Source organism: Armatimonadota bacterium, from assembly GCA_031081675.1.
Taxonomy (GTDB): Bacteria; Sysuimicrobiota; Sysuimicrobiia; order Sysuimicrobiales; family Kaftiobacteriaceae; genus Calidihabitans; species Calidihabitans tengchongensis.
This window is the reverse complement of sequence record JAVHLZ010000004.1, coordinates 25,435-37,547: the sequence shown is the minus strand read 5'-3', so window position 1 is coordinate 37,547 and position 12,113 is coordinate 25,435. Positions and strand designations below refer to the sequence as shown.

Sequence of the window (12,113 nt, the reverse complement as noted above, 5' to 3'; positions counted from 1 at the left end):
CCCTATTGCAGTCGGAGCCGGGCGGGCTCAGGCTGCGTGGCGGGATGCTTCGCGCCAACCGCACTCCGCTGGAGGCCACAGGCGGAGGGGGCCACGTGGTCGGAGAGTGGATCTCCTCCACGTTCTGGGTGATCGGCTCCCTCGCCGCCCTGTTTGCGGCTCTGTACTGGGGAGGAGGCACCCTCGCCGCGATGCTGGAGGGTGTCTGGGGGCGGTGGGGATCGGCCGCCGTGGCCGCAGCGGTCGGCCGGACGATGGGAAGGGGCCTGGCCGCACGGATCGTCCTGTGGGGGCTGGACGGAGGGGTCCAGGCGCTGATCTCGGTGGGAATCCCCTACGTGCTGGCCTACTACCTGGTCTTCGCTGTCCTCCAGGAGACAGGGGTGGTGGCCCGCGTCGCCGCGGCCGCCGACAGGCTGCTGGTCCGCACGGGGCTCTCGGCCACCCCTTCGCTACCCCTGGTGATGGCCGCTGGCTGCAACGTGCCGGCACTTCTGGCGCTGCGTGCCCTGCCCGGCGGATCCACCCGCATCGTGGCGGGCACGCTCGTCACGCTGGTCCCCTGCGGAGCGCGCACGGCGGTGATCTTCGGAACCGTCGGCGCCGCCCTGGGCGCAGGGTGGGCGGCGGCCCTGTACGGGGTCGTCGCTGCGGTCCTCGTGGGCACCGGCGGCCTGCTGCGTGTGTTCTTCCCCACCGCCCGCCTGTCCCCGCCGCCTCCCGGGTCCCTGCGCTGCCCGTCGGCCCGCGCGGTGACCCGGACGGTGGCCGCAGCCGCCAGGGAGTTCCTCTTCGGCGCGGCGCCAGCGGTCATGGCGGGAAGCCTGGCCCTGGGGGCGCTCTACGAGACCGGCGCCATCCGCCTGGCCGCCCGCCCCCTGAGCCCGGTGGTGGAGGGCTGGTTGCTCCTGCCCCCGGCCGCCGGGCTGACCCTGCTGTGTGCCATGCTGCGCAAGGAGCTGGCGGTGCAGCTGCTGACGGCGCTGGGAACCATGACCGGCGTCCCCGCGGGGGCTGGCCTGAGGGAGTGGCTGACCCCGGCGCAGATCTTCACCTACGCCCTGGTGAACACTCTGGCCCTGCCCTGCCTGGCCACGGTGGGGGTGCTGGCGCGCGTGGTGGGAACGGCGCGGGCGGCGGCGGTGGTGGGCCTCGGCCTGGGAATGGCCGTTCTGCTCGGGGGAGCGGCGGCGCGGTTGCTGGCCGCCCTGTGAGGGCTACAGCAGCTTGACGCCGTTGATCTGGAGCTTGAACTCGCAGTTGAGGAACTTCGCCGCCCGCCGGCACATCACCATGCGGGTGAGGAAGATCTCAAAGTACTCCATCACCTGGGACAGCTGGGTGTCGATGGTGAGCTCCAGGGTGATGGTCCGGCTCTTGTCATCCACCCGCAGGAACGAATGCTGGACGGCGTAGTTCACCCGGTCGTGGATATCGAAGGTGGTGGGGTCGGGGTTGCGGACCCGCGACCGGTGGACGTCGGATTTGTCGGCCAGGATGACCGCCGCCCCCACCGGGCTGACCGGCTCGCCGTGCTTTTCCTCGTGGTTGCCGATGGCGCCCATGACGATGGCGCGCTCCACCGGGTCCATGCCCAGGCGCTCCAGGATCCGGTTGGCCAGCACCGCGCCGGTGTGCTCGTGGTTGACCCGGCTGACCAGGTTGCCGATGTCGTGCAGGTAGGCGGCGATGGAGGCCAGCTGGGCGTCCCGCTCCGGATAGCCCAGGCGCTTGAGGGTGTTGTAGGCGATGCTGGCCGTGAGGTTGGCGTGCCGCGCCCCATGTTCGGTGTAGCCGATGGCGCCCGTGTACTCGTTGGCCTTGTCGATGTAAGCCTCCACCTCGGGGTCGCGCTTGACGTCCTCGAGGGTCACCAGTCTCGTTCCGGCCACGCCCGTCTGCGCGTCGGCCATCGCCATCCTCCCGGGCGGGCTCCTAGCGGGACGGCTGGACGGGGACGGGTTGGGGCTGCTCGTCGCGCTTCTTGCCCCGCACGTAGCTCACCGCTCCCCGGTCAGCCTTCACGCGGAGGTTGGGGGCCAGTTCCAGGGTCAGCGTGTTCTCGTCGTCAATGTCCCAGATGGTGGCGTGCAACCCCCCGATGGTCACCACCCGGTCGCCTTTCTTCAGGCCCTTGAGCATCTCCCGCCGCCGCCGCTGCTGGGTCATCTGCGGTCTGATCATGAAGACGTAGAAGACGGCGAGAATCAGCAGAAGGTACCACACCAGCCACCGGCTGCTCGCCTGCTGGGTTGCCTGCATCACCACGTACGCCGCCGCCACCTCGCACCTCCCGCTCCGCTGTCTGCCGCGTGCCTTCCCTATCCTACCAGAGCGGCGGCTGGGGGGCGAGAACCGGAAGATGAAGGTTGGAGGGCCTGCGGGGAGGGCAGGAAGGAGAGGGCTGCCGGAGGTGGAAGGTCCCCGGGGAGGGCCGCAGGGCGGTGGCGCCTGCGGCCGCCGCGTGGGAGGGACCGGATGGACGAGCAGAAGCCCAAGAGCCGCGAAGAGATCCTGGCCGCCATCAAGGCCAAGGCCGACGCCCTGCGCGCCCAGCGCGCCGCCGCCCAGCCCCCGCCGGCGGCCCCGGCGGCGCCGCTGGAGACCCCCATCTCGTCGGTGAACGTCGCCGGGCGGCCGGCGGGCCCCCCGCAGAACCGCCGCATCCGGGCCGTGGCCACGGTCACCCAGGGTGTGGAACTGACGGCCGAACGGACCGAAGAGGAGAATATCAAGAAGCTGCTGGGCGGCCTGGGGGCCTACGCCAATCCGCTGCGGGGCGGCGTATGGCAGCTGGACTACCGGTACTATGCCGAGGCCAAGCGCCGCCTGCAGGCGGCCGGCTACGAGATCGAGGAGGACCAGTACGGCCGCGTCCCGCTGGGTGCGTGGACCCCGCACCGGGGAGGGTGGACCAAGGTCGAGGACTGAGTCCGGACCCGGAGGCGCCCGGTGGGGGGACGGGGTCAGCGGCCCTCCACCTCGACGCCCGTATAGTAGTACCGGAGGATCTCCCGGTAGGTCCGGCCGGCGGCGGCCAGGCCGCGGGCGCCCCACTGGCTGAGGCCGACTCCGTGGCCGCTGCCCCGCCCCGCAAACTCCCACGCGCCCTCGCCGCCGCGGACGGCGAACAGGGTACTGCGCAGTACGCCGACACCCACCGCCGCCCGCAGGTCGGTCCCGCGGATCACCAGCGTCCCGTGGGCCCCCTGCACCCGCACGGTGGCGGCGCGGCCGGACGGGGTGAGCTCGGCCACCAGCACCTCGGTGATGCCGGCCACCGGGAACCCGGCCTGGCGCAGCCGCGCCTCCAGGGTGGCGGCGTCCAGCACGACGACCCACTGCTGGGTGGGCGCCCCCGCGCTGTACGGATCCGGGACGCCCCGCAGGTAGGGGTACCGCCCGCCCCACACGTGCTCGCTGCTCTCGGTGTGGCCGCCGGAGTCGGAGTGGAACGCGGCAAAGATCGGCCGACCCTGGTACGTGACGATCTCGCCCCGGGTGGCGTCCACGGCCAGCGACGTCCGCGGGTCCTCCACCCCGGCGCCGCCGTAGACCTGGGTGTCGGTGGTGGCCCGCACATCGTAGCCTTCCGCGGCATACCGGTTGAGGCTGTAGACCGCCAGGGTCCGGGCGGCGACGGCCTGCGCCTTGAGCGCTTCCTCCGGCCAGCGGGGATCCACCTCCACGGGCAGGACCCCGTAAAGGTACTCCTCCAGCGGGACCTCATTCACCACCACGAGCCGGCCGCCCGACGGCCGCAGCTCCAGGATCCCCCGGTAGGGACGGATGCCCAGGTACAGAAGGGCACCGTCGGCGGGGACCAGGCGCACCGGCCCCTCCCAGCGCCCCACCCCCGCGATGTCCACGCCCGAGGGCGTGGCCGCGGCCTCGTAGGCGCCCGGGTCCAGGCGCACCGACACCGCGGTCCGGGCGGTCAGCGTGATGGCGCGGTCGCTGAGGACCACCACCCGCTCCTGCTCGCGCAGCAGCCCCACCCGGATCACGGCGGGGGTCTGCCCCTGCGCCGCAGGCCCGGACCCCGCCGCAAGCGCGAGGGCCGCCGCCAGCGCGGCGGCGTGGAGGGCGGGCCGCGCGGTCATCGGCGCGCGAGCAGGCTGAAGACCACGGTGAGCAGGACGCTGAGGACCAGGCTGGTGGCCAGGGGAATGTAGACGACCAGCCCGTCGCGCCGGATCAGGATGTCTCCCGGCAGGCGCGGGACGCGGCCCACCACGGTCATCAGCGCGCCCACCACCAGGAGGATCGCCCCGAACAGCATCAGGGTCCGTCCCAGCGACGACATCTCCACCGGTTCTCACCTGCCGCGGGAAGGGTTACAGGAGGTGCCCCTGACGACCGGCGTCCGCCGGCAGCCCCAGGTGCTCCAGGGCCGCAGCGGTGATGCGGCGGCCCGCCGGGGTCCGGGTCAGGAATCCGATCTTCAGCAGGTAGGGCTCCACGACCTCCTCCAGCGTCTGCGGCTCCTCGTTGAGGGTGGCCGCCAGCGCCTCGATACCCACCGGGCCGCCGCCGTAGACCACGGCAATGGTCCGCAGCAGCTCCCGGTCCAGCCCGTCCAGCCCCCGCTCGTCCACCCCCTCAAAATCCAGAGCCTCGGCGGCCAGGGCGGCGGTGATGCGGCCGTCCGCCCGCACCTGGGCGTAGTCCCGCACCCGGCGCAGGAGCCGGTTGGCGATGCGGGGTGTCCCCCGGGACCGCTGGGCGATGGTGGCGGCGCCGTCGTCGGTGATGGGAACTCCCAGGATGGACGCCGACCGCCGGACCACCGCCACCAGCTCGTCCACGGTGAAGAAGTCCAGGTGGTGGAAGATCCCGAAGCGCTCCCGCAGGGGACTGGACAGCAGCCCGGCCCGGGTCGTGGCCCCCACCAGGGTGAACGGCGGCAGCTGGTAACGCAGGGTGCGGGCGTGGGCGCCCTTCTCGATGACGAAGTTGACGCAGAAGTCCTCCATGGCGGGATAGAGGAACTCCTCCACCGCCCGGGACAGCCGGTGGATCTCGTCGATGAACAGCACGTCCCGCGGCTGCAGGTTGGTGAGGATGCCCATCAGGTCGCCGCCGCGCTCCAGCGCCGGCCCCGAGGTGGTGACGATGTTGGCATCCATCTCGCGGGCGATGACGTTGGCCAGCGTGGTCTTGCCCAGCCCCGGGGGGCCGTGCAGCAGGACGTGGTCGAGGGCCTCCCCCCGCTCCCGGGCGGCCCGGATGCTGATCCGCAGGCCCTCCACCACCCGGGGCTGCCCGATGCACTCGTCCAGGCTCTGGGGGCGCAGGCTGCGCAGGAACGGTTCGTCCACCGCGGGGTCAGGGGCGGGGCGCTTGGGCGACGGCATCGCGGCCTCCCGGCGTCAGGGTCTGGGATCTCCCGGGCCCCGGCGGGCCTCGCCCGAGGCGGGGGGCTCCACCGTGACCCGGTACACCTCCTGGAACAGTTCCTCCGCCGACGAGATCTCCGGGCGGCGGCGCAGCGCCTCCTCCACCATCCGCCGGGCTTCGGCCATCCGGTGGCCCAGCTGGCGGGTGAGCACATCCAGCACCTCGGCCCGGAAGTCCTCCGCAGGCGGCGGCGACGGCGGCGGGGCGCCCTGCAGCAGGGCGTACTTGCCCATCTTCCCGTGCAGGGCGGCCACGATCTTCTCCGCCGTCCGGGCGCCGATGCCCGGCAGCCTCCGGAGGAACTGCACGTCCTTGCGCTCGATGGCGTCGGCGATGGCGTGGATGGGGTGGACGATGGCCTTCATGGCCTTGGTGGGGCCCAGCCCGTCCACGGTGATGAAGCGCTCGAAGAACTCCTGCTCCACCTCGTGGAGGAAGCCGATCAGCAGCGGGCGGGGCTGGTTCTGGGTGGCGTGGTATGAGATGTACAGCTCCACCACCGGCGACTCCCCGTCCCGCACAGGCGGGAGGGCGCGGGCCACCACCGCGGGCAGGTGCACCTCGTAGCCCACCCCGCCCACCTCCACCACCACCACGTCCCCGGCCCGCCGGCGCAGGGCGCCCCGCAGGAAGGCGATCACCGGACCACCCCCGCTGCCGCGGGCCGCAGGGGCACCCCGCGGCGGGACAGGGCCGTCAGCGACACGGCCACCGCGTCGGCCACGTGGGAGTCGGCGGGTGCGGGCCGGCGCAGCAGCCGTCCCACCGCGGCCTGGACCTGCACCTTGCTGGCCCCCCCGAACCCCGCGATGGCCTGCTTGACCGCCGCCGGGGGCAGAGCGACCACCTCGATGGCCCGCTCCGCCGCCGCCAGGCAGACAACCCCCCGGACGTGGCCCATCAGGATGGCCGTGCGGGGGGAACAGCGGGCGGTGTACAGGTCCTCCACCGCCACCTGGACGGGACGGTGCCGCCCCAGGACCTCCTGCATGCCCCGGTAGATGACCTGCAGGCGCCGGGGAAGAGGCGCGTCCTCGTCGGTCCGGATCAGGCCGGTGTCGACCAGCTCGACGCCGTCGGCCCGGCCCCGCAGCAGCGCGTAGCCGGTCTGGCGTAGCCCCGGATCGACGCCCAGCACCAGCATGGCCGAACCTGTGTTCGCATTATACCACGGTCCCTCAGGCATGCCAGAAGGAAGTTCGCGCCGTCCGCCCGGACCCCCTGGGAGGGGCGGATGCGCGGCGACTCCGGTCCGGCGCGCAGGGCGGCCGGCAGTTCAGCTCACCTGCTGGAGAATCTCGTCGGGGATGTCGAAGTTGGCGTACGCGCGCTGGACGTCGTCGTGGTCTTCCAGCGCTTCGATCAGGCGCAGGACCCGGCGGGCATCCTCGCCTTCCACCCGGACCGTGGACTTGGGCACCAGGGTGATATCGGCCGACTGCAGGGGAATGCCCGCGGCCTCCAGGGCCTGCTTGACCGCGAAGAACCTCTCGGGAGCGGTGATGACCTCGTAGACATCCCCCGAGGTCCGCACGTCGTCGGCACCCGCCTCCAGGGCGGCCAGCAGCAGGTCGTCCTCGCTGGCCCGGGACCGCTCGACGGTGATCAGTCCACGCCGGTCAAACATCCACGCCACCGACCCCGCCTCGCTGAGCGACCCGCCGTGCTTGGTGAACAGGCTGCGGATCTCGCTGGCGGCGCGGTTGCGGTTGTCGGTGAGGACCTCCACCAGCACCGCCACGCCGCCCGGCGCGTAGCCTTCATAGGTGACCGTCTCGTAGGTGGCCCCTTCCAGGGCCCCGGTGCCCCGCTGAATGGCCCGCTGGATGTTGTCGTTGGGCATGCCGGCGTCCCGGGCGCGCTCGATGGCGGTCCGCAGCCGGGGGTTGGCGTCGGGATTGCCGCCGCCCTCCCGGGCCGCCACCGTGATCTCCCGGGCCAGCTTGCTGAACAGCTTGCCCCGGACCAGGTCGGCCTTCTGCTTCTTGATGCGGATGTTGTGCCACTTGGAGTGACCGGACATGGCTGCGCCCCCGTCCATTGTACTACCGCCGGGCGCGGGCGGCACCCGCTATCTCTCGATGACGGTCAGCGTGGCGGTGGCCCGCGCCCCGTCCGGGGCGGTGGCGGTCACGGTGATCACGTACCGGACCCCGCTCTGGCGCAGGGGCGGCCGGAACAGATAGGCGAAGCGGCCGTCGTTGGTGACGGGGATACGGGTCTCGGCGGTGGTCTCGGTGGCGCCGCCTCCTCGCACCGCCACCCGCAGGCTCACCACCGCGTCGGGGTGGGTGAGCCCCTCGATCACAAACGGCGACGACACCGCCTGACCCTGGGCGGGGCTGGTGAGGGTGAGGGGAACCGCGGCCCCCGCCGGACCGGTGTCTTCGGCCGGGGGCGGGCTGATGTCGTACTCGGTGGGCTCGGTCCCGCGCACGAAGACCTCCCGGCGGGGGTCCGGGCACTGGCTGGTGGCCAGCCGGCCGGAGGTGCCGCAGACGGTGGCCACCACCACCCCCTCCGGCGGAGCCCAGTCCTCGGCCGGCAGGTCGGCCACCGCCACCCGCATGAACGCCGCCCAGATGCGGGCCGGCACCGTGCCCCCCACCACCCGCCGCATGGGCGTGTTGTCGTCGTTGCCGACCCACACCGCCGCCACCAGGCGCGGGGTGTAGCCGATGAACCAGGCGTTGCGGTAGTCGTCGGTGGTCCCGGTCTTGCCGGCGGCGGGCCGGCCGATCTGGGCGGCGGTGCCGGTGCCCCGGAGGATCACGCCCTTGAGCAGGTCGGTGAGCACGTAGGCCACGTCCGCGCTGAGGGCCAGCCGGCGGCGCGGCGTGTGCTCTTCCAGGACCCGCCCTTCCCGGTCCACCACCTTGACGATCCCGAAGGGTTCGGCGTGGATGCCCAGGGTCGCCAGGGCGCCGTAGGCGCTGGCCATCTCCAGGGGCGTGACCTCGTTGGTCCCCAGGGCCAGGGACAGAACCGGCTCCAGGGGGCTGGTGATGCCCATGCGCCGCGCCGTGTCGATCACCGCCTGGGGGCCCACCTCGGCCAGCGTCTTGATGGCCGGGATGTTAATGGAATGCTCCAGTGCGTACCGCAGCGTCACCGGGCCCCGGAACGTCCCGTCGTAGTTGCGGGGGGTCCAGAGGCGGTCCTCCGGCCGCACCGTCCCCCGGATCTCGTAGGTGACCGGTTCGTCCACGATGATCCGCGTGGGCGGGATGCCCCGGGCCAGGGCGGTGGCGTAGATGAACGGCTTGAACGCCGAGCCGGGCTGGCGGCGCGCCTGCCAGGCGCGGTTGAACTGGCTCTGGGCGAAGTCGTACCCCCCGATCATGGCCCGGATGGCGCCGGTGGCCGGGTCCAGGGCGACCAGGGCGCCCTGGGAGACCCGGAGGTTCTGCCGGCGGGCCTCGTCCAGCCCGGCCCGCACCGCCTTCTCGGCGGCCGCCTGCAGCCGCGGATCCACGGTCGTGTACACCCGCAGGCCGCCGCTGTAGACGGCGTCCTCCCCGTACCGCCGCAGCAGCGCCGGCAGGATGTAGGAGACGAAGTACGGCGCCCGGATGCCCAGCAGGCCGGCGTTGCGCTCCTCAGCCAGCCGGACGGGCTGCTCACTGGCGGCCTGCGCCTGCTCGTCGGTCAGGTAGCCCAGCTCGGCCATCCGCCGCAGGACCACCCGCTGGCGCTCCAGGGCCTGCGGGAGGTTGCGGAACGGGTTGTACACCGACGGCGCCCGGATGATCCCGGCCAGCAGGGCGCTTTCGGCCAGTGTCAGTCGGCGGGCGGGCTTGCCGAAGTACACCTGGGAGGCCAGTTCCACGCCGTAGGCGCCGTTGCCGAAGTACACCTGGTTGAGGTAGCGCTCGAGGATCTCGTCCTTGGTGAGCCGACGCTCGATCTCCAGCGCCAGCATCATCTCGGCCACCTTGCGGCTGAGGACGCGCTTCTGGGTGAGGAAGACCGCCCGCGCCAGCTGCTGGGTGATGGTGCTGCCGCCCTCGCGGATCTCCCCCGCCAGGAGGTTGCGCCACAGGGCCCGCAGGGTGCCCCGCACATCCACCCCCCGGTGGCGGTAGAAGCGCTCGTCCTCGATGGCGATGACCGCCTGGCGCAGGCTCAGGGGGATCTCGTCCAGGGGCACGAACTCGCGGTTTTCCCGGAACAGGCTGGCGATGACCTCCCCCGTGACCGCGTACACCCGGGTGGCCTCGCTGGGCGGGGCGTACAGGGTGGAGACATCGGGCAGGTGGCGGGAAAACGCCAGCGCCATCCCGGCCACCACGCCAGTGGCGACCACCGCCACGATCCCCCCGGCGGCGGCCACCACGGCCGCCAGACGCAGCCACGCCCCCGCCCCCCGGGGCAGCCGCGGCCCGGCCCCTCGGCGCAGGTGCGGCACCCGGCGGGTGGGAGGCGTCAGCGAGAACCGCTGCGTGTGTCCGGACATGGACATCTGGCCCCGCGCGCATGGCGGCGGACCGCGACCATTGTAGCACCCGGCGGCTGCCCGCCGGACGGACACGGGTATCCGGCCGGGGCATGGACGCCCCCGGTCGGAGTTTCTATAATACACAGGGCGCGGGGTTCCGCGCCTCCGGTGGGGACGTAGCTCAGCTGGGAGAGCGCCGCACTCGCATTGCGGAGGTCGGGGGTTCGAATCCCCTCGTCTCCACCACGAAACCTCCTGATAGACGCGAGCCTTCTGTGCGATCCCTCGCCGGGGAAGGAGACGGGCAGAGGTAAGGCCGATGGTGTAGGAAGGGAGGGTTGAGCGTGTCCTTCTTCAGGCGTGTGCTTGGCCGTTGGGAGATGGTAACGAGTACCGCCGCTGAGGTAACGCTGCCCGGAAACGGAACATTCCCGCTCGCGATTGTTGGAGAATCCAAATACCAGCATCATCTCGAAGCCATCTGCGGCGGACGCACCGAGGAAGGTGTGGACATCACGAAATCGGCACGGCTCATTCTTGAAGACACCAATCCCTATGACAGGAACGCGGTTCGCATTGAAATCGAGGGTCGTGTGGTCGGCTACCTGAACCGGCAAGACGCGCGCGCTTACCGAGAATACCTAGAGCGGATTGGGGCAGTTCGCGCAATCGGCATCTGCGAGGCCCGCATTCGCGGAGGATGGAAGCGCGGTGAACACGATCAGGGGCACTTTGGCGTCTGGCTTGACTTCACTCTACATGGGTAAGGCCGCCGCGTCGCAGCTCTCGTGGCCTGATCGAAGAGGCAGCCATCTAACAGGAAGGTTAGCAAGATACGAATCGCCATTCGGGTATTGCGGGAAACTGTGGTCCGCGTGATCGAAGATTGCCGGCCCGACCTCTTGCAGACCAAGCAACAATATCGAGAAGCACACCTCAGCCACCTGCGGAAAGTCCTGCCCCAAGGTACACGGGTCGAGAGGGAGTACTGCGACGGCGGGACGACAGCAGACTTGTACCTCGCTGCAAGGAAGGGCTCCTCCTACCGTCCGAAACGGAGATCTTCTTCGAGCTGAAGCACAACATGAGAAAGAAGGCTCAACTAGACTGTCCTGTATGGATGTAGTGTTTGCACTTGAGGAGCTGCCCTTGGTGAACACAGGAGGGCCACTGCCCAGGCTCCAACCGAGGTTTTGGTACCAGCAAAACCCTGGGAAGGGGTGGGCAGATGACCCTCGAGGACAGTGTACTGCGACACCGCCTGGCCGTCATGCACCCCGCGGCCGCCCTGGGCAATGTCAGCCAGGCCTGCCGCGAGTTCGGGATCTCCCGGACCCTCTTCTCCCGCTGGCGCCAGCGACTGGTCCGCTATGGGCCGGATGACTTGCGACCACGCCCTACGCGGCCGACCCGCTGGCCCCGGCAGGCCACGCCGGCCCTGGAGCACCAAGTCGTGGCCTACGCGCTGCTCTGGCCGACGCATGGCCCGGCGCGTATGGCCGCCCACCTGCGCCAGCCCCGCTGGGGTGGCTGGCAAGTGAGCGCCTCCGGGGTCTACGCCATCCTCTGCCGACATGGGCTGCGCACCCGCTGGGAGCGGCTCACCAAACTGGAGGCGCACAGCGCGAGCACCGTCGGGCTGCTCACGGAGCGGACCCGCACGTACCTGCGCCCGCCGCCCGTGGAGGCTCAGCGGCCGGGGGATCTGGTCTGCCTCGATGCCTTCTACATCGGCAAGCTCACAGGGGTGGGCAAAGTCTGGCAGCTCACCGCCTGCGACGCGGCCTGCTCGTATGCGCTCGCCACCGTGGTCCCGCGGGTCACCGCGCAGGCGGCCGTGCACTTCTTGCGGACCCACGTGGTCCCGATCTACCAGCGCGCCGGCCATCGCATCCGAACTGTGCTCACCGATGGCGGGCCGGATTCCAGACGGCCTTCACCGCAGCCTGCCAAGCGCGGGGCATCGAGCACCGACGAACCAAGCCGCGCCACGCCTGGACGAACGGGTTCGTCGAGCCGCTTGCAGGGCACCCTCCTCAGCGAGCTGTGGCGGGTGGCCTTCCGGCGCACCGACGATACCAGCCTGGGACAGTTGGAGCGGGACCTGCAGGCGTACCTGCGCTTCCACAACCGGGAGCAACCCCATCTGGGCTATCGCCTCAAGGGTCGAACCCCGGCCATGGCATTCAGGACTCGGTTGGAGTCTCAAAGTGCAAACACCTAGTCCGAACTTGACACACTAGGCTGATCAGGACCGCCTCGACGGAGCACTTCA

General features: G+C 71.2%; 13 protein-coding genes and 1 tRNA gene. 5 read left to right on the top strand and 9 right to left on the bottom strand.

Annotated elements, in window-relative coordinates:
- The first annotated feature begins 95 nt into the window (after window positions 1-95).
- Window positions 96-1,214 (top strand): nucleoside recognition domain-containing protein, encoded by a 1,119-nt coding sequence (locus tag RB150_02280; protein ID MDQ7819367.1) that lies wholly within the window; start codon window positions 96-98, stop codon window positions 1,212-1,214.
- A gap of 3 nt (window positions 1,215-1,217) precedes the next feature.
- On the opposite strand, the gene RB150_02275 is transcribed toward RB150_02280, so the two are convergent.
- Both RB150_02275 and yajC read right to left on the bottom strand, forming a co-directional pair.
- Window positions 1,218-1,913: an HD domain-containing protein gene (locus tag RB150_02275; GenBank protein ID MDQ7819366.1), complete on the bottom strand. Its 696-nt coding sequence runs from the start codon at window positions 1,911-1,913 to the stop codon at window positions 1,218-1,220.
- A gap of 22 nt (window positions 1,914-1,935) precedes the next feature.
- A complete protein-coding gene (yajC, locus tag RB150_02270) occupies window positions 1,936-2,283 on the bottom strand; it encodes a preprotein translocase subunit YajC (GenBank protein MDQ7819365.1) in 348 nt (115 codons plus the stop codon).
- A gap of 195 nt (window positions 2,284-2,478) precedes the next feature.
- Between yajC and RB150_02265 the strand changes: the two genes are divergently transcribed.
- Window positions 2,479-2,931 (top strand): hypothetical protein, encoded by a 453-nt coding sequence (locus RB150_02265; protein ID MDQ7819364.1) that lies wholly within the window; start codon window positions 2,479-2,481, stop codon window positions 2,929-2,931.
- Between the two features lie 35 nt (window positions 2,932-2,966).
- Here RB150_02265 and RB150_02260 read toward each other — a convergent pair whose 3' ends face one another.
- The 7 genes from RB150_02260 to RB150_02230 all read right to left on the bottom strand — a co-directional run bounded on the left by RB150_02260 (window position 2,967) and on the right by RB150_02230 (window position 9,856).
- A complete protein-coding gene (locus RB150_02260) occupies window positions 2,967-4,103 on the bottom strand; it encodes a SpoIID/LytB domain-containing protein (protein ID MDQ7819363.1) in 1,137 nt (378 codons plus the stop codon).
- Entirely contained in the window at window positions 4,100-4,306 is a 207-nt protein-coding gene (locus RB150_02255) for a DUF2905 domain-containing protein (protein ID MDQ7819362.1), read from the bottom strand. The genes RB150_02260 and RB150_02255 overlap by 4 nt, the downstream gene beginning before the upstream one ends.
- Window positions 4,307-4,337: 31 nt before the next feature.
- Entirely contained in the window at window positions 4,338-5,357 is a 1,020-nt protein-coding gene (gene ruvB / locus RB150_02250) for a Holliday junction branch migration DNA helicase RuvB (GenBank protein MDQ7819361.1), read from the bottom strand.
- A 15-nt stretch (window positions 5,358-5,372) separates the two neighbouring features.
- On the bottom strand, window positions 5,373-6,041 hold the full coding sequence (gene ruvA / locus RB150_02245; protein ID MDQ7819360.1) for a Holliday junction branch migration protein RuvA: 669 nt from the start codon (window positions 6,039-6,041) through the stop codon (window positions 5,373-5,375).
- A complete protein-coding gene (gene ruvC, locus RB150_02240) occupies window positions 6,038-6,544 on the bottom strand; it encodes a crossover junction endodeoxyribonuclease RuvC (protein ID MDQ7819359.1) in 507 nt (168 codons plus the stop codon). Before ruvC ends, ruvA begins: the two co-directional genes overlap by 4 nt.
- 132 nt (window positions 6,545-6,676) lie before the next feature.
- Complete coding sequence (locus RB150_02235) at window positions 6,677-7,423, bottom strand: YebC/PmpR family DNA-binding transcriptional regulator (GenBank protein MDQ7819358.1); 747 nt, start codon at window positions 7,421-7,423, stop codon at window positions 6,677-6,679.
- Window positions 7,424-7,471: 48 nt separating this feature from the next.
- A complete protein-coding gene (locus RB150_02230) occupies window positions 7,472-9,856 on the bottom strand; it encodes a penicillin-binding protein 1A (GenBank protein MDQ7819357.1) in 2,385 nt (794 codons plus the stop codon).
- 152 nt (window positions 9,857-10,008) lie between these two features.
- Between RB150_02230 and RB150_02225 the strand changes: the two genes are divergently transcribed.
- The 3 genes from RB150_02225 (at window position 10,009) to RB150_02215 (ending at window position 12,062) form a co-directional block, all read left to right on the top strand.
- Window positions 10,009-10,084 (top strand) — tRNA-Ala (locus RB150_02225).
- A 98-nt stretch (window positions 10,085-10,182) separates the two neighbouring features.
- Window positions 10,183-10,605: a hypothetical protein gene (locus tag RB150_02220; GenBank protein ID MDQ7819356.1), complete on the top strand. Its 423-nt coding sequence runs from the start codon at window positions 10,183-10,185 to the stop codon at window positions 10,603-10,605.
- A gap of 461 nt (window positions 10,606-11,066) precedes the next feature.
- Window positions 11,067-12,062 carry a helix-turn-helix domain-containing protein gene (locus RB150_02215; protein MDQ7819355.1) on the top strand — a complete coding sequence of 332 codons (996 nt, stop codon included), beginning with the start codon at window positions 11,067-11,069 and terminating at the stop codon, window positions 12,060-12,062.
- The last annotated feature ends 51 nt before the right edge of the window (window positions 12,063-12,113 follow it).

What these genes read in the sequence shown, in the direction of transcription:
- ruvC (MDQ7819359.1), bottom strand. Translation starts at nt 6,544, where the DNA reads ATGCTGGTGCTGGGCGTCGATCCGGGGCTACGCCAGACCGGCTACGCG.
- RB150_02265 (MDQ7819364.1), top strand. Translation starts at nt 2,479, where the DNA reads ATGGACGAGCAGAAGCCCAAGAGCCGCGAAGAGATCCTGGCCGCCATC.
- RB150_02255 (MDQ7819362.1), bottom strand. Translation starts at nt 4,306, where the DNA reads ATGTCGTCGCTGGGACGGACCCTGATGCTGTTCGGGGCGATCCTCCTG.
- RB150_02260 (MDQ7819363.1), bottom strand. Translation starts at nt 4,103, where the DNA reads ATGACCGCGCGGCCCGCCCTCCACGCCGCCGCGCTGGCGGCGGCCCTC.
- ruvB (MDQ7819361.1), bottom strand. Translation starts at nt 5,357, where the DNA reads ATGCCGTCGCCCAAGCGCCCCGCCCCTGACCCCGCGGTGGACGAACCG.
- RB150_02215 (MDQ7819355.1), top strand. Translation starts at nt 11,067, where the DNA reads ATGACCCTCGAGGACAGTGTACTGCGACACCGCCTGGCCGTCATGCAC.
- RB150_02275 (MDQ7819366.1), bottom strand. Translation starts at nt 1,913, where the DNA reads ATGGCCGACGCGCAGACGGGCGTGGCCGGAACGAGACTGGTGACCCTC.
- RB150_02230 (MDQ7819357.1), bottom strand. Translation starts at nt 9,856, where the DNA reads ATGTCCGGACACACGCAGCGGTTCTCGCTGACGCCTCCCACCCGCCGG.
- RB150_02235 (MDQ7819358.1), bottom strand. Translation starts at nt 7,423, where the DNA reads ATGTCCGGTCACTCCAAGTGGCACAACATCCGCATCAAGAAGCAGAAG.